Annotated in this window: 20 protein-coding genes and 1 other RNA gene; 3 read left to right on the top strand and 18 right to left on the bottom strand. The window is 40.3% G+C overall.

Annotation, left to right across the window (positions count from 1 at the left end; genetic code table 11):
- Positions 1 to 13 precede the first annotated feature (13 nt).
- Positions 14 to 316: a type II toxin-antitoxin system RelE/ParE family toxin gene (locus MOQ65_RS05430; protein ID WP_005377462.1), complete on the top strand. Its 303-nt coding sequence runs from the start codon at positions 14 to 16 to the stop codon at positions 314 to 316.
- 24 nt (positions 317 to 340) lie between these two features.
- On the opposite strand, the gene aroD is transcribed toward MOQ65_RS05430, so the two are convergent.
- From aroD to MOQ65_RS05410, 4 genes are all read right to left on the bottom strand, one after another.
- Positions 341 to 1,135, bottom strand: a complete 795-nt coding sequence (aroD, locus tag MOQ65_RS05425) for a type I 3-dehydroquinate dehydratase (RefSeq protein ID WP_257846917.1) — start codon at positions 1,133 to 1,135, stop codon at positions 341 to 343.
- Between the two features lie 301 nt (positions 1,136 to 1,436).
- Positions 1,437 to 2,669 (bottom strand): MFS transporter, encoded by a 1,233-nt coding sequence (locus tag MOQ65_RS05420; protein WP_257846916.1) that lies wholly within the window; start codon positions 2,667 to 2,669, stop codon positions 1,437 to 1,439.
- 203 nt (positions 2,670 to 2,872) lie between these two features.
- Entirely contained in the window at positions 2,873 to 3,337 is a 465-nt protein-coding gene (gene tnpA, locus MOQ65_RS05415; RefSeq protein WP_038125930.1) for an IS200/IS605 family transposase, read from the bottom strand.
- Positions 3,338 to 3,514: 177 nt separating this feature from the next.
- Positions 3,515 to 3,934 (bottom strand): RrF2 family transcriptional regulator, encoded by a 420-nt coding sequence (locus MOQ65_RS05410; protein ID WP_024066769.1) that lies wholly within the window; start codon positions 3,932 to 3,934, stop codon positions 3,515 to 3,517.
- A 145-nt stretch (positions 3,935 to 4,079) separates the two neighbouring features.
- Here MOQ65_RS05410 and MOQ65_RS05405 point away from each other — a divergent pair, with 145 nt between their 5' ends.
- Positions 4,080 to 5,447, top strand: coding sequence for an NCS2 family permease (locus tag MOQ65_RS05405; RefSeq protein WP_024066768.1), 1,368 nt, complete (start codon positions 4,080 to 4,082; stop codon positions 5,445 to 5,447).
- Between the two features lie 156 nt (positions 5,448 to 5,603).
- Here the strand turns inward: MOQ65_RS05405 and MOQ65_RS05400 are convergent, their stop codons facing one another.
- The 4 genes from MOQ65_RS05400 to MOQ65_RS05385 form a co-directional block, all read right to left on the bottom strand.
- Positions 5,604 to 6,929, bottom strand: a complete 1,326-nt coding sequence (locus tag MOQ65_RS05400; protein WP_257846915.1) for a hypothetical protein — start codon at positions 6,927 to 6,929, stop codon at positions 5,604 to 5,606.
- Positions 6,930 to 6,991: 62 nt separating this feature from the next.
- Complete coding sequence (locus MOQ65_RS05395) at positions 6,992 to 7,660, bottom strand: hypothetical protein (RefSeq protein WP_257846914.1); 669 nt, start codon at positions 7,658 to 7,660, stop codon at positions 6,992 to 6,994.
- Positions 7,661 to 7,750: 90 nt separating this feature from the next.
- Positions 7,751 to 8,512 carry a hypothetical protein gene (locus tag MOQ65_RS05390; RefSeq protein ID WP_257846913.1) on the bottom strand — a complete coding sequence of 254 codons (762 nt, stop codon included), beginning with the start codon at positions 8,510 to 8,512 and terminating at the stop codon, positions 7,751 to 7,753.
- Positions 8,513 to 8,747: 235 nt separating this feature from the next.
- Entirely contained in the window at positions 8,748 to 9,260 is a 513-nt protein-coding gene (locus MOQ65_RS05385; RefSeq protein WP_257846912.1) for a pyridoxamine 5'-phosphate oxidase family protein, read from the bottom strand.
- A gap of 285 nt (positions 9,261 to 9,545) precedes the next feature.
- Between MOQ65_RS05385 and MOQ65_RS05380 the strand changes: the two genes are divergently transcribed.
- Entirely contained in the window at positions 9,546 to 10,988 is a 1,443-nt protein-coding gene (locus tag MOQ65_RS05380) for an amino acid permease (protein WP_257846911.1), read from the top strand.
- Between the two features lie 33 nt (positions 10,989 to 11,021).
- Here MOQ65_RS05380 and MOQ65_RS05375 read toward each other — a convergent pair whose 3' ends face one another.
- From MOQ65_RS05375 to ffs, 10 genes are all read right to left on the bottom strand, one after another.
- Positions 11,022 to 11,594 (bottom strand): immunity protein YezG family protein, encoded by a 573-nt coding sequence (locus tag MOQ65_RS05375; RefSeq protein WP_257846910.1) that lies wholly within the window; start codon positions 11,592 to 11,594, stop codon positions 11,022 to 11,024.
- Between the two features lie 82 nt (positions 11,595 to 11,676).
- Positions 11,677 to 12,573 carry a hypothetical protein gene (locus tag MOQ65_RS05370; protein ID WP_257846909.1) on the bottom strand — a complete coding sequence of 299 codons (897 nt, stop codon included), beginning with the start codon at positions 12,571 to 12,573 and terminating at the stop codon, positions 11,677 to 11,679.
- 140 nt (positions 12,574 to 12,713) lie between these two features.
- The gene (locus tag MOQ65_RS05365) at positions 12,714 to 13,838 is read right to left on the bottom strand and encodes a cation diffusion facilitator family transporter (RefSeq protein ID WP_257846908.1); all 1,125 of its coding nucleotides are present in this window, start codon (positions 13,836 to 13,838) and stop codon (positions 12,714 to 12,716) included.
- A gap of 311 nt (positions 13,839 to 14,149) precedes the next feature.
- Positions 14,150 to 15,154 carry an RluA family pseudouridine synthase gene (locus MOQ65_RS05360; RefSeq protein WP_257846907.1) on the bottom strand — a complete coding sequence of 335 codons (1,005 nt, stop codon included), beginning with the start codon at positions 15,152 to 15,154 and terminating at the stop codon, positions 14,150 to 14,152.
- Entirely contained in the window at positions 15,154 to 17,742 is a 2,589-nt protein-coding gene (locus MOQ65_RS05355) for a 3'-5' exonuclease (RefSeq protein WP_257846906.1), read from the bottom strand. The genes MOQ65_RS05360 and MOQ65_RS05355 overlap by 1 nt, the downstream gene beginning before the upstream one ends.
- A 9-nt stretch (positions 17,743 to 17,751) precedes the next feature.
- Entirely contained in the window at positions 17,752 to 18,006 is a 255-nt protein-coding gene (locus MOQ65_RS05350) for a hypothetical protein (RefSeq protein WP_005385224.1), read from the bottom strand.
- Between the two features lies 1 nt (position 18,007).
- A complete protein-coding gene (gene recR / locus MOQ65_RS05345) occupies positions 18,008 to 18,604 on the bottom strand; it encodes a recombination mediator RecR (protein ID WP_004694915.1) in 597 nt (198 codons plus the stop codon).
- A complete protein-coding gene (locus tag MOQ65_RS05340) occupies positions 18,605 to 18,934 on the bottom strand; it encodes a YbaB/EbfC family nucleoid-associated protein (RefSeq protein ID WP_008602262.1) in 330 nt (109 codons plus the stop codon).
- Between the two features lie 50 nt (positions 18,935 to 18,984).
- Positions 18,985 to 21,747: a DNA polymerase III subunit gamma/tau gene (gene dnaX, locus MOQ65_RS05335; protein ID WP_257846905.1), complete on the bottom strand. Its 2,763-nt coding sequence runs from the start codon at positions 21,745 to 21,747 to the stop codon at positions 18,985 to 18,987.
- A 144-nt stretch (positions 21,748 to 21,891) separates the two neighbouring features.
- Positions 21,892 to 21,991: signal recognition particle sRNA small type (gene ffs / locus MOQ65_RS05330), an RNA gene on the bottom strand.
- Positions 21,992 to 22,058 lie beyond the last annotated feature (67 nt).

Raw genomic sequence — 22,058 nt, 5'->3', positions numbered from 1 at the left:
TATGGAGGTTAAAATGAGATATACAATAATTTTGACCCCTACTGCTAAATCTGACATAGTAAATCTCAAACTTTCATTAAAGCAACGCTTTATAGACACTGCGTTTATCCAAAAAGAATTATCGCAAATTTACCAAAAAATATGTTCATTATCTATTTTTCCTGAGCGCTATCCTATTGTAGATAGTAAGGAAAAATACAGAAAATTATCATACAAAAAGTATCTTATTCTATATAAAGTTATAGGTAATTATATCTATATTTTCTATATTCGACCATCTCGTATGAATATATTACAAGAACTACAAGACAAATAAAAAAGTCGGCTATCGCCGACTTTTTTAATGCACTTTTACGCGTTTATGTTGTTGTTCATCGAAGACGCCATCTACGTCGATGGTATCGAGGATACGTTTTAGTTCATGCACATCGATTTGACCTGGTGCTGATGATTTGCCAGCGGAGGCAAATGTCATAGCATTACCAAATAGAGCGCCTGCAGTACGTGTAACAGCACCGAGTGGTCCCATAGCCATCGTAATGATTGGGTCAGATGGATACAAGGCTTTAACTTCAGCCGTTGCTTCAAGGAGAGTTAATACATCCCCTGTTGTATTAGGCATAACAGCCATCTTTGGCACGTCGGCTAAGAATTCTTTCATTTGAAGAAGACGATTTACAATAACTTCATGGCTTGGTGTTCCATTAAAATCATGATTACTCATGATAATTGTAATGCCATGTACCTTAGCAAACTCAATAGTCTTGAGCATTCTATCTTGATCAAAGAAGAGTTCAATATCAATAGCATCTACCAATCCAGTAGGAATGATGCGCTCTAACATGGTGAAGTAGTCTTGTGAAGAAATGGATTTTTCCCCACCTTCACCTTTCGTGCGCCATGTAAATAACAAGGCACGACCTTTTAATTGAGGCTTAATGAGCATTAATAATTCAATAATAGCGTCAATGGAGTAGGCCCGCTCGTAATAGTCAATGCGTAGCTCCACTACATGACACGGTGTATTACATGCAATCGCAGTAGCATCTAAAATTTCTTTCATTGTTGTGCCCACAATAGGAACACATATCTTTGTACCCTTTTCGCCGAGTACAGCATGACCGATACGGACCATAATAACTCCTTTCCGTCCCACAGGGTGAGACAAATGACTTACCTTAAACTAACTATATACCAATATTTTGGTAAAAGCAATCAATCCGGCTATATTGGATTGCTATTCACAAAAAGCGTATGAAAGCCCGTTATTATGCACTAAAAATGTATTCTTAGATTATCGATTAACATAATTTTTTCTTATATCCTATTTTCTCGGTCTTATTAAAATTGGTCATATTATTCAATCCTGATAAGTATATCTACTCTCTCTAAATAAAAACTCCACACATAATCGTGTGGAGTAATCATTTATAGCATTATTCGTGCTTGGCAGATAGTTTTCTAGATTGGAATGCCATATATAGCAATAACAAGCCTGTAATACTAAATACATAGGATATGCCAACATAAGTAGATACAATACTTGCAAACACAGGACCAACCATAGACCCAAATTGTTGAGCCGTCGTAGTCATACCAAACATGCGGCCTCTAAAACTTGGATCTGTATTGAGGGTTACTGCTGCACTTAAGGATGGGTTAATCCCTACAATACAAGAACCAATTAAGACTTGTAACACACCAAACCACCAAATACCTACTGGCAAGCTTTGGAGTAAGAGGACAACACCACTCCCCATCATACAGTAGGAGATAGTCTTAAAATAACCACGGCGTTCACCAAGGCGGACCCATAGGTTCGTCGTTAAGGATCCTGCTAAGCCGCCAATACTGAGGATTGTGCCAGAAATAATAGCAGCCCCTTCCATAGTGCCTTGCATATCTCCTACATAGAGGGCCAAAATAGGTTGCAACATCATAATAGCGCATTGCATGAAGAAGAATATCCAAAGTAATCGTACTAATACAGGCTGTTGTTGAACCGCTTTAAAGTCTTCACGTAAGGATGTAGATTTGGTATGGTGAGCAGCTTGTTCTTTTCCATCGGCACCCACAGCATGTAATTTTGGTTCTTTCACAAAAAATAATACGGCCAAAGTCGCAATAAATACAACAATACCAGATACATAAAATACAGGTCGCATGCCTACAACACTCTCAACAGCGCCACCTAAAAACGGGCCAATGACATTGCCTAAGATAAGACCAGTTTGAAATATACCTAATGCTCTACCAACCTGTTTTTCATCAACACTAAGGGACACCATAGTCATTGCCGCTGGATAGAATCCATTAGCAAAACCAACGAGGGCACGACCCATGAGTAATTGATATTGATCTGTAACCAAGCCAATTAATACATAACAGATAGCGATGGCAAAGCCAGCACGCAAGGCCATCCGTTTTTTACCTTTATTGTCGGCAATCTTGCCCCATATAGGAGCCATAATGCCTGCAATGAGAAAGGTAATACCGAAAACGAGACCCGACCAAAGAGCTACGTCAGCCTTTGGAACGCCTAATTCTAAGAGATAGATAGGCAAAAACGGAATGATCATAGTGTAACATATGGCTAGCACTGTCATGGCCGCCGTAATAATCCATACATTGCGCATGCCACCGCGAGCGTCATATGTAGTTGTACTCATTCGGTCCCTCCTTTCATATATAAAAGTATATATAGCAAGATACTTTTACATTCTATAAAATCATAACCACCCGTAGAACGGGTGGTTTGCTCTGACCCTATAAGGGTCTTTCTCTAGTGGTGGCCCTCTAAAGAGGGCATTGAATGATCTGACAACCACTCTATTACCACTGGCTGCCCCCTACTCGGGGGCTTTTATTCTGCCTATTTTACTGGCTCACCCGTAAACGGGTCGGTATACTCTTTAAAGTTTAATGTATCTTGTGCTATATCTTCTTGTAGTTGATTGCGAATATACTCTTTTATCGCCCCTTCATATCGTCCTACCGTATCCACATAATATCCTCTACACCAGAAATGTCTATTTCCATACTTATATTTTAAATTTGCGTGTTTATCGAATATCATGAGGCTACTTTTGCTTTTTAAATATCCCATAAAACTCGATACGCTTAAATGTGGTGGAATCGTTACTAGCATATGGATATGATCCGGACAGCATTCCGCCTCTATAATCTCTACATTTTTTCTCTTACATAAATCTCTTAAAATTTTACCTACATCAGCTTTTATCCGACCATAAATTATTTGTCTTCTATACTTTGGAGCAAAAACAATATGATATTTACATCTCCATTTACTATGTGATAAGCTTTTTACGTCATTCATTGACATTGAACCTCCTATGTTGAAATGTTGTGGTTGCCAGACCAACTTCATTTTATCACTAGGAGGTTCTTTCCTTTTCTCTAAGAAATTTTGCCAACCCCCAGTTTAACTGGGGGATTAGTCATGCCTATTCGGCGTACATAAATAAGAGCCGCATATGATACGCGACTCTCTCATTTATTCCGTTGGAAACTTGTGATCCATTACATCCTGTAAGGATACGCGTTCCATAACGTGACGGAATTCATCTTGCAAGTACTGCCACAATGGAGCAGTCAAGCAATCGTTAAACATCGGACATGGCTCTACATCGTCTTCTAAGCAAGATACGAGAGCAATGGAGTCCTCTGCAGCATATAAAATTTCATATACATTGTATTCAGCAGGTAATTTCACCAAGCGATATCCACCGTATTTACCACGTCCACTTTTAACGAGGCCAGCGGAGGATAAGCGAGATACAATCCCCTCTAAGTATTTATCGGAAAATCCTTGGCGTTCTGCAATCTCACGAATTGGTACATTTTTTTCTACCCCGTGCTCTGCAATATCCGCCAATATCCGTAAGGCATAACGCCCTTTTGTAGATATTTTCATAAGTTAACCTCTAAGTCATTTCATAATATATTTATAGTATATCACAAATTCATACAAAAAATGGTGGGAAATATGATACACTATACATATATCGAAATATTTTATTTGGATATTTTTTTAATTTCATATAGGAGGATGTTATCTAATGTTAGATAAACTATTTCAACTCAGTGAACGCGGTACAACTGTTAAAACCGAAATTTTAGCTGGTATTACTACGTTTATCACGATGGCGTACATCCTATTCTTGGCGCCTAACATTCTTAGTCTCGGAGGGATGGATAAAGATGCAGTCCTCATCGCTACTGCCTTAGGTGGTGGCCTTGTAACGATTGCTATGGGTTTATTCGTAAACTATCCGATTGCCCTCGCTCCAGGGGTTGGCCTCTTAGCCTTTTACTCCTTTACCGTAGTTCTCGGTATGGGCGTATCCTGGCAAACAGCATTAGGTGCGGTGTTCATTTCCGGTCTCGTATTCCTCGTATTAACACTTACGTCGATACGCCAAATGATCGTTGAAGGCATCCCAGCCTCTATGAAGGTTGCCATTACCGTTGGTATCGGTCTCTTCATCGCTATCATCGGTTTGAAATTATCCGGCTTGATGGCTATCTCCATTAGTTTGTCTCCAAACTCCTTAGGTCAAGTTGTGCAAACACACGGCAACTTAGTACCCCCTGCGTCCGAAGCGCTCTTAACGCTCGGTAATTTGCACAGTGGCGAAACATTGTTGGCTCTATTCTCCCTCATCTTTACAGCTTTATTGATGGCTCGTAAAATTCAAGGTTCTCTCTTGATTGGTGTGGCAGTAACAACAATTCTTTCCTACGCTACTGGCCTTTCCACAATGCCTGAGAACTTTACTGTATTAGCAGTACCAGATTTCTCTAAAGCAGCATTCCTTCAACTAGATATTCCTGGTGCGCTCCATATGGGCTTAATCACGATTATCTTCTCCTTCACCTTCGTAGAATTGTTCGACTCCATGGGTACTTTGATTGGTACGGCTACGGAAGCGAAAATTGCAGATCCTAAATCTGGTAAATTCCCAGGTCTTGGTAAAGCTATGACTGTCGATGCTATTGGCGTTAGTGCTGGTGCATTGCTCGGTACTTCTACAATTACTGCCTTTGTTGAAAGTGCGGCAGGTGTAGGTGCTGGTGGCCGTACAGGCTTAACGGCGGTCACAACAGGCGTATTATTCTTAATCTGCTTGTTCTTGGCTCCAATCGTATCCCTGGTACCAAATGCAGCCACATCTCCTGTGCTTATCATCGTTGGTGCCCTCATGTTAGGTGCTATTCGCAATATCGATTTCGATGATTGGACAGAAGGCTTCCCTGCATTCCTCGTTATCGTTTTGATGCCGTTCACATACAGCATCGCTAACGGTATCTCTGCAGGTCTTATTGCATACCCTCTACTCAAAATTATTGCAGGTCGTGCAAAAGAGGTTAACTGGATTATGTACGTATTAGCGGTACTCGTTATCATCCGTTACGTATTCTTCTAATTAACGTATACTCATAATCAAGCTATTAATGAAAGTAACATTTGATTGCTATAATCACTAATACGCTGAGAACTAATTGTATGTAAATTACATATACTAAAAGAACCTATCTCCAAAGATATTAGTAATATATCTAGGAGATAGGTTTTTTTAGTATTAACGAATTGTTTTTACACCAATTAAGTCTGTACGATTTGGATCGATGTCTTTTAATGGCACTACATGATTTCTATAAAAGTCTGCTTCAGATGCTTTCACAGGCACTTGGAAGAACAAGAAATACGCCATATTATCCTTGTACCACGTAACACTGCGCACTAAGCCCTTATCTACATCCCCTGTATATTGAACCTCCCCTATTGGAGTGGAGTCGCTCCACTGTACGTCATGGTACTCCATTGGGATATATTCTTCAGGCCATACAGTATCCATAGAGTAGCTCATGCGGAAGACCATAGTATGAGTTACCCAACGACCGCTGCGCTCTTGATACTCTTCACCTTGCTTCCAATATACAGTTTCTAATACATCATTGTCATAAAAATGTGTAGCATAGTATGTATAGCCAAACGGTAAATAACTTGGTACAGATACGTCATAGGACATCTTATGAGATGCATTAATTACACCGCTAGGTAAACCGATGGTTTTGCTAGTAAGTATAGGCCACACAGAATTCGTATGTGTACGCAATGGCAACCCAATCGTTTCATAAGGAGGCCAATCCGGATCATCATTTTGTTTAACCTTTTTCGCATCGTTTTCTTCAACATTTTGCTTATCATTGCGGTCACCACGTAGTCGAGTATCATCAGCAGCTACGTTACTCACAGGACCTACAGAGTCTACAATTTTGCTTACAAAGCTTTGGTCTCTTGAAGAAGCAAAGTAGAGCATATACACTTTGTGATCTTTTTCCCAATAAGCGATTTGAATAGCGTCTTTACTATAACCTAACGTATGTACAGAAATCCCATTAGGGGTAGTAAAGCTAACTGCATCCTTAGCATTGTACTTTGTCTTTTCTAATATAGGCATTACCACTGTATCAATAGCCCAACCCATGCGATATGCAATATCTGTATTAGAGAAGGTTAGCTTCGGACCAAATTCTCCATCACGGCCCGTTTCCGTATATACAATTTCTAATACGTCATGGTCCTTGGCTTTTACATCACGTACTGCATAGTCTTTAGGCATATAAGACGGAACTTGTATAGGATAGCCAAATTCCTGCACAGTACTCTCAATATTAGTTTCAACTAAATCATAATCATCAACTTGATCATACCAACGATAACGATCAGCGAGTTTTTTATTATCATCGATGAGTTTTTTATTATCTACATCTCGTTCAACAGGAACAGTGTTACCATTTTTATCGATTAACGGGTATGTAGCACTAACTGGCTGTACACCAAAGGTGCTTACTGCAGTAGCCATCGCGGCACATAAAACAGCAGATGTTATTAGTTTCTTCATATTCTCTCCTCTTCGAGCGGTTACACACATTTCGCTTTATTCCAAATAAATGGCTACGTGAGCTATCTATTTTTTACAGGCCCCACATGCTCCTTATAGAATTCAGCATCAACTGATTTCACAGATTCTAAGAATAATAAGGAATATGCCATACCGTCTTTTGTCCACGTAATGCTGCGAATTAGTTGTGCTGCTGGATCCCCGGTGTAAAAGACTTCGCCAGATTCACCTTGTTCAGACCATTCAAAGTCCTTATACTCAGCAGGAACATACGGTACATCTTTTACATCTTCCACTGAATAGCCCATTCTATAAACGAAAATACTACCAGAGTTTCTCTTCCCAACTCGATATGTTTGGGAATTTTTTATAAAATATACAACCTCTAATACATCATTTTTGTCTTGACGCACTGTATAGATTTCATAGCCATAAGGGATATAGCTAGGTGCCTCAGCCTCATATGGAAGCTTCTTTGCTGCCTCTAATAGCTTTCCGTTAAAAGTATGCGCCTTTTTTGTATTCTCTATAGGCCAATCATGAAAGTGCCACTGTAAGCTATCAGTTCTAGGCTCTACATTTTTAAAATTATGTCCTAGCTTAAGTGTTTTAGTGGATCCAGCCTGATCTATAGTATCAGGAGTATCTACCGTTTCTGCTGTGGCCATTCCTACAGATAATAACCCAGCAGCAATAACAGCTAAAACGGACTTATACATTGTTCTTCTCATATTTTTTCCTCTTTATAAGCGATTACAAATTCTACTGCTATTACACAATATATTGTTCTAGATACAATTTGTATAACATCAGTTTATCTGCTAAGGAATCATTCGTTCTTTATTATATTCATCAATTGTTTTGTTTGAAATCTTCGTAACCGGATAGTTTCCTAATAATTCATAACGTGAGCTATCTATATTTTTTACAGATACTACATGTTCCTTATAGAATTCAGCATCAACTGCTTTCACAGGTTCTAAGAAGAATAAGGAGTACGCCAGGCCACCTTCCGTCCACGTAATGCTACGGATCAGTTGTGCTGCTGGATCACCGGTATAAAAGACTTCGCCAGATTCACCTTGTTCAGACCATTCAAAGTCCTTATACTCTGTAGGAATATACGCTGTATCTCTTACGGTATCCACGGAATAGCCCATTCGATAGGCCATAGCATTAGTAATAAATTTTTTCCCAGCCTGATAGATAGGTGCACCTTTTTTGTAATATACAACCTCTAGTACATCATTTCGATCAAGACGTGCTGTATAAAGCTGAAATCCATAAGGTATATAACTAGGTGCCTCAGCCTCATACGGCAATTTCTGAATAGCCTCTACTATCCCCTTAAAATTACGAGCACTGTCTTGAGTCATTAAAGGCCAGCCTACTAATTGCGTTCTTGGTATTTGTTTAATTGGAGAAGCATTATTCATGTTTGGCGTAACATTTTTAGACTTAGATGCGGACTCAGAATTATTAATCGATACAGACTGATCAACAGTATCTGCGGTTACATAGCTTATAGATACTAAACCAACAGCTATAGCAGCCAAAATGGAGTTACATATTAATTTTCTCATATTCTCTCCGCTTATAAAATTTTATAATATACTTCACACATATAATGATATATTTTCTTATTTATATCAGAATCAAGAAACCTATTCTGTAGCTCCAGCTACTTCATAAAACTTTTATCTTTCCTTTTGTGAAAGCATAGGCATCATCAACGAATGTATCTAATACTTAGGTTCGATATAAAAAACATCCTACTGAGCGCTATATCTTTATAGCGTTCAATAGGATGTGGTGTCTTTATTCGTTTAGTGGAGGCATAATAATATCTTGTTCAAGTTGTCTTCGTCTTTTTGCAGTATAGTCTACCACTTTTATTTGTACTACGCCCACAGAGTTTACCATGGCTTCTGTAAAAGTAAATTCACGTCCTGTTTGGTGTTTCATCAATACTTGTAGCCCATGAGCCTTTTCATCAATTCTCTCTAAATAAGTAGCCTCTCCTCGCCCCATGACACTGGAATAAACTGAACTATATTTACAAGGTATATCTCCACCTGAAACAAGGGCCTCATCACTGCCATCAATTTCAATAAATACATGAGAGTTCTCTTGAATCAAATCAAATTTCTTTCCCTCATGATTCCCATGCACATAAATATAAAGCACCTCATCTATAAATTCATATCCAAAATGTAGGGGTACTACGTAAGGGTAATCACCATCCATCATGCCTAGGTGAATGATACGAGTGCTATTTAAAATGCCCTTAATTTCATCTATATCTGTAATCTTGCGGTCTTGTCGTCTCATATAGCCTCCACGAATTGATGTATAAAATAATCTATATATTATTATAACAAATTTTGGAAACCTTTTAAGGCTAAGTATTCTTTTAAAAATATAAATAATTTCTCTTTTATTCGTATACTAATAATACTATTTTCTCTATATGTCTACTGTATAAATACATTTGACTTTTTACAATAGATACTGTATTATAAGAAAATAGTTTTATAGATTCTATAGATTATAAAAGCTATGGTCATCCATGGCTTTTTATATTTGTAGATAGTTTGTAGAAAAGAGGTCTTTACTATGTCTGATACGCATCAGTTAAAACGGGGCCTTAAGAACCGGCACGTACAGTTGCTCGCCATCGGCGGTGCCATCGGTACAGGCTTGTTCTTAGGCTCCGGCCGCGCCATTCACTTGGCAGGTCCATCCATTATTTTTGCTTACCTAATTACAGGTATTATCTGCTTCTTTATCATGAGAGCATTAGGCGAGTTATTATTATCTAACTTGAACTACCACTCATTTATTGATTTCGTAGAAGAGTATTTAGGTGATCGAGCAGCCTTTATCACAGGATGGACATATTGGTTCTGTTGGCTTTCACTAGCCATGGCCGATTTAACAGCCGTAGGCCTCTATATGCAGTTCTGGATACCGTGGCTGCCTCAATGGATACCCGCCCTTGTCGTCTTAGTGGCATTGCTATTAATGAACTTAACAGCCGTAAAGTACTTCGGTGAAATGGAGTTCTGGTTTGCCTTAATCAAGGTAATTGCCATCATCTCCCTCATCATCATCGGTATTATCATGATTGTCACAGGTTTTACTACAGATGCAGGCGTTGCCGCCTTTAGTAATATGTGGAATTATGGAGGTTGGTTCCCGAACGGAACGATGGGCTTTATCTTATCATTCCAAATGGTTGTTTTCGCTTTCACAGGTATCGAGCTCGTAGGTTTAACAGCTGGTGAAACAGAGGATCCTGAAAAGGTTATCCCTATGGCGATTAACAACATTCCATTACGCATTATTTTGTTCTATGTGGGCTCTTTGGCTATCATCATGAGCATTTATCCTTGGACAGCCGTCAACCCATCTGCTAGCCCATTTGTGGCCGTATTTACAGCAGTTGGTATTGCAGCCGCTGCAGGCATCGTAAACTTTGTAGTTCTTACATCTGCTGCATCTGCAACAAACTCTGGTATCTTTAGTACAGGCCGTATGATTTACGCCCTTGCTAAACGCGGTCATGCGCCAAGCTCTATGCGCCGCTTAACACACAGCAGTGTACCCTACCAAGCAACCATTTTCTCTGCTGCAGTACTATTAATTACAGTTGTACTTAACTATGTAATGCCAGAAGCAGTATTCGTTATGATTACATCTATCTCTACATTCTGCTTCATCTTTATTTGGGCAATGATGGTTATTTGTCACCTTAAATATCGCAAGAAAAACCCTGAATTAGCGGCACAATCTAAATTCAAAATGCCTCTATTCCCAGTGATGAATTACATCATCCTTGCGTTCTTTGTTTTCATTCTAGGTATTCTCGCCTTAAACGAAGACACTCGAATTGCCCTCTTGTTTACACCAATTTGGTTCGTTATTCTCTGGGCCTTCTACTCCATGCTTAATACAGATGATGAAGATGCTCTCAGTGAGGAACTTATCGAGATGGCTGGTGTAAAGGAAATTTACAAAAAACCTAAAAAAGAAGATTCTGACGATTACATAATCTAACAAAAAGGCCCGTGCTATGCACGGGCTTTTCTCTTACTTCATAGTAGGGAAGTTTTGTTGTTCATACTGTTGTTGATAAGCAGGTAAATTACTTGTATCTTCGCCATAATTAAAGATTGTCTTAGTACGATATCCGCCTTGGGTAATGATAAGATCAATGGAGGATGGTACCTCTTGACCATTCTGTTGCAAATGGTTTACTAATTCTTGTAATGCTTCAACTTGTCGTAAAGAACCAGTCATATATTTGCCTTTGGATAGGCCTGTATTTCTAATAACTTGGCCATTATATACTTGACCATTTTTATCTGTGTAATAGAAACGTACAGCGGCTTTATCTCCTGTAGGCACTGCTTTAATATAGATAGTCTTCCAATTCTTCTTAATCATCACTCTTGTAGCATCTGCTAACTTATTAGATAAACGTTGTGTCTCTTTATTGGTAGACTTGGATACACCATTAACCTGTTGAATTTCATCATTCATAGGCATTTCAATAGGTGATACCGCAGGATCTTGTTGTACCTTCTTCGCATCTACAGGCTGAACCGCCAACACACCAACGGCCGCCATTACAGCTAATGTTGTAAGAGCAAATTTCTTCATTCTATCTCTCCTCATATAGGATTCCCTAAACAAATTATATTTTACACAATATATTATATGCACTTAGTGCATAAATTTCAAGTTAGTCTAACTTTGTAGAACTTGTATTCTTAATTACCTGATTCCAATGTTCAAATCTTTCAGTATTATAATTCATATCCATATATTTGATATTGAAGGAATCTATAGGCATCAAGTTATTATAAAACTCCATCTCATCTGTATTAGTATTCCAGAATAACATCATATTTTCATATATAGGTATACCATAATACTGTTCAGCTTTTAAAAATTCAAATGGTAAATTCATGTTAGGCTTCGCATAGTTAAGAGGACTAACAGTAAGCAAATAGGTATCGCCTGCCTTACCATTCATGTATAAATCTCTAGGAATTAAAGAGTTTGATATTACTTTATCCTTCTTTATACCATGTTTACTAACATTCTTATTTTGAACAGAAATCGAGTCTGTATTCACTATTTTGCTAGCAGATAAATCAGGACTTAAGATATATTTCGCGTTCCCATTAGAAGCTATAATTTTACCATCTATATAGTCTAATGAAGCAGAGAATTTATCTAGTTCATACCCGATAACATTAGAGTATAAAGAGGTATCATTAATCTTAAAAATTAAAAGTGGATACAAATTCATATTAGAAATTGCATCATTAGAACGTGCAAGAAGATATAATTCATTATTAACGATAAGAGAGTCAAAAATATAACAGTTATACTCTTTCATAATAGGCAATACATCAACTACATAAGATTCAGAGTAATTACTTGCATTTATAACGGTTAGGCTTGCATTAGGATTATGATTAAGATCAACTGTAATATCTTTCTCTAGAATTATCCCTTGTTTCGGCAAAATACGTATCTCATTTCTCGTACCACTAAAGTGCAAAGCACACAAAACAAGAATAAGGAAAATAATAAAACTTACAATATAATGTTTCTTTATCCATTGCAACATAGAACCACCTCTCTCTTACTTATAGTATAGCTAACTTTATAGTCTAATAAAAGAAAAAGACTTTTACCAATTTTTGACCAGATATTCTATCAATCATCGGTAAAAGTCTTTTATCTTATAACATAACTATATTTTTTGAACTAGTTACTAAAGTCTGTATCTACAATAGCAAATTGTGTATATTCAGGGCAGCGTTTTTGCATTTCTGCTTTAATTTTTTCTAATGTACCATGCGGATCTTCTTCGTCAAAATCAAAGATAATATCGTAGTAGATAACTTTCTTTTCTTCGTGTACGTAAAAGGCATGTACTTGTACTACATGAGTATATAAACTTACAACTTGATCAAGAGCTTGTCTAATTTCAAGTACTTCCACACTTGGTTGGTTTTCAGCATATACACCAACGGTCATAGCAATACCAAATTTTTTATAAAGATGAACAGCGATACCTTTTGTTAGTGGATGGATATCCGCCATCGTCATCGTATCAGGCACTGTAATATGTACGGAGCCAATTGTTTCACCAGGGCCGTAGCTATTTAATACTAAATCATATACACCACCCACATTTGGATGTTGAGCGATAGTTTCTTTAATTTCACGAACTAAGTTATCATCGGCACGAACGCCAAGCAAGTGATTATACATTTCTTTTAAAATGTCATAAGATGCTTTCAAAATCAATATAGAGATTGCTGCACCTACATAGCCTTGAATATCAAAGTTAAAGAAGAATACCAAGCCTGCAGATACTAATGTAGCAAAGGTAATTACCGCATCAAATAGGGCATCTATACCAGACGCTACAAGCGCATCAGATTTATATTTTTCACCTTGAGCCTTGATATAGCGGCCCATCACAACTTTCACCACAATTGCAACGGCGATGATAACTAGGCTCGGAACATCAAAGGTAGATACCTCAGGGTGAAGAATTTTTTCAATAGATTCCTTGAGGGATCCAATACCTGCACCAAGGATGATGAAAGCAATTGCCATGGTAGTCATATATTCTATACGACCATGACCAAAAGGATGCTCCTTATCGGCACCTTTGGCAGCTAATTTTGTACCAACGATGGTCAATACAGAGGACAATACGTCCGTTAAGTTGTTCACCGCATCAAGGATGATGGCGATGGAGTTAGACGCAAGGCCTACAATCATTTTAAAGATAACGAGAACGACGTTACCTATAATTCCTTTTATACTAGCAAGCGTAATCCCCCGATTACGTTCTGCACCATTTTCTTGCAAAATCATATTGAACTACACCTCTTACATTCAATTCACTAAGCTATAAATCGAAGCCTATCGATTTATTTACATTTCTATTATAGCTTATCGATTATCATTTGTCATTATATTTTTTGAAAAATTTATATAAAATCATTGATATCACTAAGTTATCAATAATTCTCATTTCTCAATTAGAACATTTGATGTATTGTGACTTCACAATCTATAGTGTAGATCTATTGTTAATAAACTACTATCTAATTATTAATACGTACTATATATTACGCACTTCTTAATACTTACCTAGTGATAAGTATCAAAGTAATTAGAGGTAATTATGCAGTAACCGTAATACGCTCGCCTGTGCGCATGTGTGTAAATACAACCTTTTGGGCACGCAATTGGAACGGCTGCCCCGTTGGCTGTGCGCCATATAAGGTATCCCCTACGAGAGGGTGACCTATATGGCTGAAAGCCACACGAATTTGATGTGTTTTTCCTGTGTACAAACGGACTAAAACCTCTGTATATCCACATTCTTGGAAGTTATACACAGATTTGTCCACATTTTGACCACTTTTATCCACATCTGATAGTTCTATATCCACATTTTTTGATGCTATATCCACAGAATTTTTGGACTTATTCACAGACTTATCCACAGGCTGTGATTGATGTCTACATAGGACGGAATAATCTGTACGAGTCTCTTTTCCCTTAGGATTTACTTCGTAATGAATCCCATCAGCACTGCGATCCATAGGGAATACCAAGGAATCCTCATCAGCTTCTACGATGCCTTCCACAGTAGCCATATACCACTTTTCAAAGGCATTATCATCCATTTGCTGTTGATAAAGGCTTTGGGCTAATCCACTTTTAGCAATCGCAATACAGCCCGTTGTATCTCTATCTAAGCGGTTCAAGAAACGGACCTTACGCTTAATACCATTTTCTTTGAAATAGTACGCTACCCCATTGGCAAGGGATACTTGGCCTTTGGAGTTTACTGTCACACCAGCCGGCTTATCCACAATGAGGAGATCATCATCTTCATATAAGATATGTAGATTCATTTCAATTGGTTCATGATCTATTTTTTCCTTCGCCATGGCAATCCAAATCTCGTCACCTTCGGAGATAACATCCTTTGGCGTCGCCTTATGGCCATTGATATGGATTAGTTTTTCCTCAAATAGCTTAACTAAGGACTTACGAGGATATCGAGTATCTAGTACCGCACCAAGTGTAACCTCAGTTTTTTCACTACATGTAGCCTCTATATCTGCGGCAGTGACAGTCCACAAAATATCGTCTGGACGATGTGTTTTTCGGGCCATTAGTATCTCCTTTCTACGAGTTCATTGTCTCGTGGCATATAGTTTAGTAGCGAGCTTGGTTGAACCGCTCGGCCACGTATATTAGTTTGTTCAAAGGTAATAGTAAGCTCTTGCTTAGGGCGCGTTATGGCCACATAGAACAAGCGCTTTTCTTCGTCTACACGCCCTTCTGCAATGGCAAACGGGCTTGGGAAAGTACCTTCGTTGAGGCCTGCTAGGAATACATGGTCAAACTCGCTCCCCTTTGCTTGGTGGATGGTAATGATAGGAATGCGGTCTTCGTTTCGTACCTGTTGAGCTGGCTCACCTGCGGTAAGGGCCGCCATCTGCAAGATTTGATTTAATCGAGCTAACCCAGCCGGGCCCTCATAGGCAGCATCTAGTTTTTCCATGATGCGATATAGATCCCGTATATGCTCTACCTTTGCCGCTTCCCCATGGGATTTATAATATTCTAGAACCCCCATTTGATTCATTATGTACGCCAATAACTTCGTTGGTAATTCCGTATAGGCCTTTCTACGTAACGTTGCCATTTGGGACGCAATATTGGTGAAAGCAGCCTTATACTTGTTAATTGCCACCATACGACCAGTCGTTGTAGGCACGATATTTTCTTTCACTGCATAGATTAAAAGCTGTGCTGTAGCCAAGATATCGTCCATCGCATTGTGCGTAGGCTCATGATTGATAGGAAACTCTGACGCTAAGAAGCCCAATTTATGGTTTGGCAAATTAGGATAGAAGCGACGATAGATGTCGAGTGTATCGTAGATAGCCTTGAATTCTGTATTACCTAAATTATGGCGTGCCAATTCATTAGTAAAGATAGTCACATCATAGTTTACATTATGGCCTACGATAATGGCATTCTTGGAGAATTCCTTAAAGGCTTGTAGCACTATGGCTGGTTCTTCGCCGTGTTCCTGTAAATACGCATCGGAGAAACCGTGTACCTCTTCGGATTGTCCCACAGGTACGCCTGGGTTGATAAAGCGTTCAAAGGTTTCTAGGACCTGCCCATTTTCATCGATGCGGATGGCCGCAATTTGAATGATACGATCCTGAGACGTATCGGTGCCTGTACTTTCTACATCATACACCACAACCTCATGGTTTTCTAAACCACTGACGAGCTTCGCATAAGGCTCGGCTTCAAAGATAGGCATATCCATAAAGTCCGTCAATTTTAAGCCCACTTGACGCGTCTCAGGGCTTTCAATAGCGGCTATACGCGCGTCACCGATACCAGCAACATAGCGTTTTATAATGCGCTTAGCGCTGACGGAGTCATTCGGGTTCATAAGCAGTTTAAAGTAAGCCATAACGTCTTTAATTTCTTGACGTCTAAAGAATTTAAACTCATCAATGATCATAAAATGACGACGTTCGTCTTCAGGTTTTTCATTGTTGAGGCGTTCAAAAGAGTCGCTCAGTCGTTGCGCCTTTTTATTATCTCGTACTAAAACGCCAATATTGGCATCCTTTGGCAAGGCGCAGATAGCTTCATAGATATATCTGCCCTCAAGATAGCTATTTTTACAGCCTTTTATGAGAACAGGCTTACCCTTTCTTTCACTATTGGCGCGAGGCAATTCAGTATAGATAGAACCTACCAGATCAGGGAACATATTCTGCAATGTTTTGAAAGCCATCGTAAAGAGAGTCCAATTAGAGCGGTAGTTTTCGTAGAAAATAATTTTTAAAGGCTTAAAGTCCGCATCAAACTGCTTGAGCAAACGGAATGGATCGGACCCACGCCATTCGTATATAGTTTGGAAATAATCCCCACATAATAGGACGTGATTACCTTCCCACAGCATTTCTAGAACCTTGTACTCTAGTACGCCTGTATCTTGCATTTCATCTACAGAAATATAGTTGTAACGGCTACGCCAACGCTCCCGAACTACAGGGTCTTGAAATAGACGATGAACACCACAGATAAGATCCGTAAAATCTAGACCATGTACAGAGGCTAAGCTTTCATCATAGGCGGCAATCCATTCGTGACCATGGTTCAAGAAGTCATGGAGTTCACTGTAGAGTACATTGCCAAAGCTAGAGAACTGTTGCTCAATAGCAGGACGTTGTTCCTTTTGTAAACGCTCAATAGTTTGTTTATAATCGCCTAGGAGATCATCAGAATAGAACCCATATAAGGAGCGATATTCTTTTACCATACTGATGATGTTGGCAAAGGACATTTCTCGCAACTTACCTGGACGATACGGTTCAGATAATTCCTTGCAATCCTCTTCATCAAAGATAGTTACATCCGTATACAAGGTTTCATTGCGCTTCCCCTCTTGTTGGAGTACGAAAAAGCAAAAGCTGTGGAATGTACTAACCTCCACAGCCTTTGCAGGACTGCCTACGAGCGATTGAATGCGGTCTTTCATCTCGTTTGCCGCCTTGTTCGTAAAGGTCATGCACAAGATATTCTCCGCCTTCGCATAGCCGCCCTCGATGAGGTGAGCCACTCGATAAGCAAGTGTATTCGTTTTTCCCGTCCCAGCGGACGCTAACAAGAGGATATTCTGTTCAACTTCATCAATAACGCGTTGTTGTTCACGATTGATAAGCATGAGGTCCTCCTATTTTAAAAAGCCGTACCATCCGGCTGCAATGAGCATTGGAATAGGGCCTAGAATTGCTGTTAAAGCCCATACGCCCAAACCAATATCCATAGGAATATTGAGGATATGAACGCATACTAAATACGTCAAAATACCTGTTACTGCATTCATAGCCACTCGTTTAATGGTGAAAAATGCTACTTTGAAAGCAATGTAGGCTACAGCAACGGATACAACCGCCGAAATAATCGGTGATGCTAATAAAGCTCCCATATTATCCTTTCATTTCTTGGCGGTTCACTACGGCACCGCCTAATGTTAATTCATCGGCATATTCGATATCGCCACCTACAGGAACACCGCGGGCAATGCGCGTTACCTTAATGCCACTTGGGCTTAATAAACGCGCCAAATAGAGAGCTGTCGCCTCCCCTTCTACGTCTGGGTCAGTAGCGAGGATAACCTCTTGTACGACACCATCCCGGAGGCGGGCAATCAATTCTTTTACGCGAATATCGTCAGCACCGATGCCCTCCATAGGGGACAAGGCACCTTCCAATACATGATATAAGCCCTTATAATCACCACTGCGCTCGATAGCAATCACATCGCGAGATGTTTCAACGACCATAATCGTTGTTTGATCGCGGTTCGGATTGCTACAGAATTCGCAAGGGTCTTGAGCTGATAAGTTAAAGCAAATAGAACAGTGACGCGTAGCCCCCTTCGCTTCCACGATGGTTTCCACGAGACGGTCTACCTCTTCCTTCGGCATTTCTACCAAATGATAGGCCAAGCGTCTAGCCGACTTGGAGCCGATACCTGGCAAGCGGCGCAACTGCTCTACGAGCCGTTCTAAAGCATTTGTCATTTAGAATAAACCTGTTGGCAAGTTAAGACCACCAGTTACTTTGCCCATTTCTTGAGCCAAGAGGTCGTCTACTTTTTTGCTAGCTTCGTTTACAGCTGCCATCACTAAATCTTCTAACATTTCTACGTCTTCAGGATCAACTGCCGTTGGGTTCAATTTCAAAGACTCGATGATTTTTTCACCGTTCATCACAACTGTTACAGCACCGCCACCAACGGAAGCCTCTACTGTACGAGTTTTTAATTCTTCTTGCATTTTCTTCATATCTGCTTGCATTTTTTGAACTTTTTTCATCATGCCAGCCATATTGCCCATACCTTTACCAAACATTGTAATTCCTCCTTTTAGGATCTACGTCCTATACTAATATTCTAATTGATTTATTCTTCGATGACCTCGACGATGATGTCATGGTCTTCAGATAGTTTTTCTAATGTTTCTGCCAAGAGAGGATTATTTCGCTCCTCTTCCGTCATATTTGCTGGGTCCCATGCGTATTCACGAGCAACCGTCACACTATCGATAGGTGCGACCTCAATAGGTGCTTGTGAAAGCATAGTATGATCATCACTTTGATGAGGGGCTCCCTGTTGTTCGCCCCCATTAGACTTTGGGACAGCTTCTACCTCGATATGTGCACCGCTATCCATAGGGCGTTCTAAGACTTCACCATCATCGCTAATAACAGTGACACTATCTAACGGATGTGGTGGCATATCATCTAAAGATGATACGTAAGATTCCTCCATATCGTCTACAGGCACATCATCAAAGGAATGAACTGGAATATCATCGCCTTCCATAGAACCTGCTAAAGACTCGATAGGAATCTCCCCATCAATCACCTGTGTGGATGGACTGCCATCAAAGGATGTAATCGGTACATCTCCATTAGATGGTGATGTTTCTGCTCCGACCTCACTCGTATCAGCACCAGTTGAGGCACTTACAGCAGCACCGCCAGTCTTTTTCGCTAAGAAGGCCAAAGCCGCCGCTTTTGCCGCGTCTACCGCTCCGGAATCAGGCTTACTAGATTGTTCACCAGTGGTTGAACCGCCAACCTGTGCGGTAGGTTGTTGAGCTTGTGACACGCTACTATCTTGAGCGCTATTAGCTCCTACTGAACTATTTCCCATTGGTACATTATTAGTGCCTTGTGGTGCCGATGGATTTGTTAAATCCATTTGTATCGGTTGACCTCCAGAGGTCTTCTGTACATCTACCATCGGTTCTGGTGGACGTGGCGGCGCTTTTACTTGGTGCTGCGTCGTACTGCCAGAGGCCCTTTTATAGTCTTTGTAAACTTGTGTGAGAGCATCAACAATTTCTACATGAACTGGATAGCCTAGTGTATAGGTGAAAGCATCTGCCGCTTCTGCCAAGTTTACTTCGTTGGTCATTACATTGAGGTGCAATGTATTTTTAAAGGCCATAACAGCCTTGCTTTGATCTACGTATACAAGCTGACCTTGGCCAATTACGGTAGAGGTCATATTGCGATTGCTGTCCTTCAAGTATTTAATGACATTGGACTGTACATTGCGATACTCTTGAGCCGACAAGATTTGATCACTAATGATAGCCTGCGTACTAATACCTTTTTTACCACGACCTTTGGCTTGATTTCTAGCAGGTCGTTCTGGTGCACTGCTTGTACTTGGTGGCGCCATACCAACACCGCCCATTGGAGGCGGAGCCATACCTACTCCATTCATAGGAGGCGGTGTACTACCTGGTGCACCCATAGGTGGAGGTGTCATGCCTACACTCGCAGGCGGTGGTGTCATCCCTACGCCACTTGGGGGCGGCACAGTACCAACAGCACTATTTTGAGTACTATTCATGGAAGCATTCTGTACAGCAGCAGTATCTACAGGAACAAAGCTATTGGCATAACCACCTGGCGGTCCAAAGGAATTAGCACCATAAGCAGGTGCAGTTGCGACAGCTGGGCCTCGTTGTTCTAATTGAGCCATGCGGTTCAATAAGTCGTTTCGTTCAGATCGTTCTGAAGACTCTAATGCATACACACGGTCTTCTAAGCTTTCATCAACAGAGCCTAATTTAGCACAAAGCACTAAAAGGCCCATTTCGATGATAGTTCGTGGATTATCCACCTGTTTTGCATCATTCATGATGGATTGCGCACTGCGCACATACTGGTTAAGCTCATTAAAATCGATGCTTTCAGCTTGAGCTAAAAACTCAGCCTTAAAGGCATCATATACCTTGAGCTCATCCGCATCAGGTGCGACCTTACCAACTAATAAGGCCCGCACGTGCTGAATGAGGGCTTCCATAATCTGCGTCGCATCACGACCTTCTGCTAAGGCATCGTGGATATAGGACAACAATTTGGGACCATCCCCATTGCGCAATGCATCTAGGAAGTGAATAATCCATTCTTTGCTAACAAGACCGATTAGTTCTTCTACTACTTGCGGCGTAATAGTACCTGTTGCCATACCGGCACATTGGTCTAAAATACTCAACGCATCGCGCAAACCGCCATCTGCATGGACGGCGATGAGCTGCGCTGCTGCAGGTTCTAAGCCAAAGCCTTCTTTTTCCGCTACATAGGATAAACGCTGGGCGATATCATCAGACGTAATGCGTCTAAAGGTATAGCGCTGACAACGAGACACGATAGTAACAGGCAATTTTTCAATTTCTGTAGTAGCAAAGATAAACATAACGTGAGCCGGTGGCTCTTCGATAGTTTTTAAAAGCGCATTCCACGCCTCAGTTGTGAGCATGTGGGCTTCGTCGATGATGAACACCTTTTTACGGCCTTCAACCGGCATGAATTTGACGCTTTCACGAAGGGCACGCACCTCATCGATACCACGATTGGATGCAGCGTCGATTTCGAGAACATCCATGGACTGACCGCTCAAAATCGATTTACAAGCACTACACTCGTTACAAGGATGATCCGTTGGCCCATGCTCGCAGTTGATAGCGCGTGCGAAAATCTTGGCCATACTCGTCTTACCAGTCCCTCGCGGACCAGCAAACAAATACGCATGAGCTACCTTATCCTCGCGGATAGCACGCATCAACGTATCCGATACCTGATGCTGACCAACCACATCGGTAAACGTCTGCGGACGGTACTTACGATATAACGCAATATATGCCATTGGAACACCCCCTTTTTCCGAAAATTACAATACTTTATTATACCATATTCAGAAAATTCTGACTTCCTTAATAAAGTGCCATGCATTCTAAATTAGACATAAAAAAAGCGGCCTCTCAGGCCGCCTTGCAATATTCGATCACGACAGCCCCCGGGTTCCCCGTGGCACATGAAGGTTACCGCTTAGTGCTGCTACCTCTCAGTCCTGACACGATTCACAGGCCCCCATTGCACAGGCCCGAGAACTGCCATGATCCAATATTGCAATACAAATATTATACATGAAAATGCCTCTATAGTCAAAGCTATAGA

Origin of the sequence: Veillonella faecalis, assembly GCF_024677885.1 — a bacterium.
Classification (GTDB): Bacteria; Bacillota; Negativicutes; order Veillonellales; family Veillonellaceae; genus Veillonella; species Veillonella nakazawae.
The sequence above is the reverse complement of the archived record's forward strand: the minus strand, read 5'-3'. Positions and strand labels throughout refer to the sequence as shown.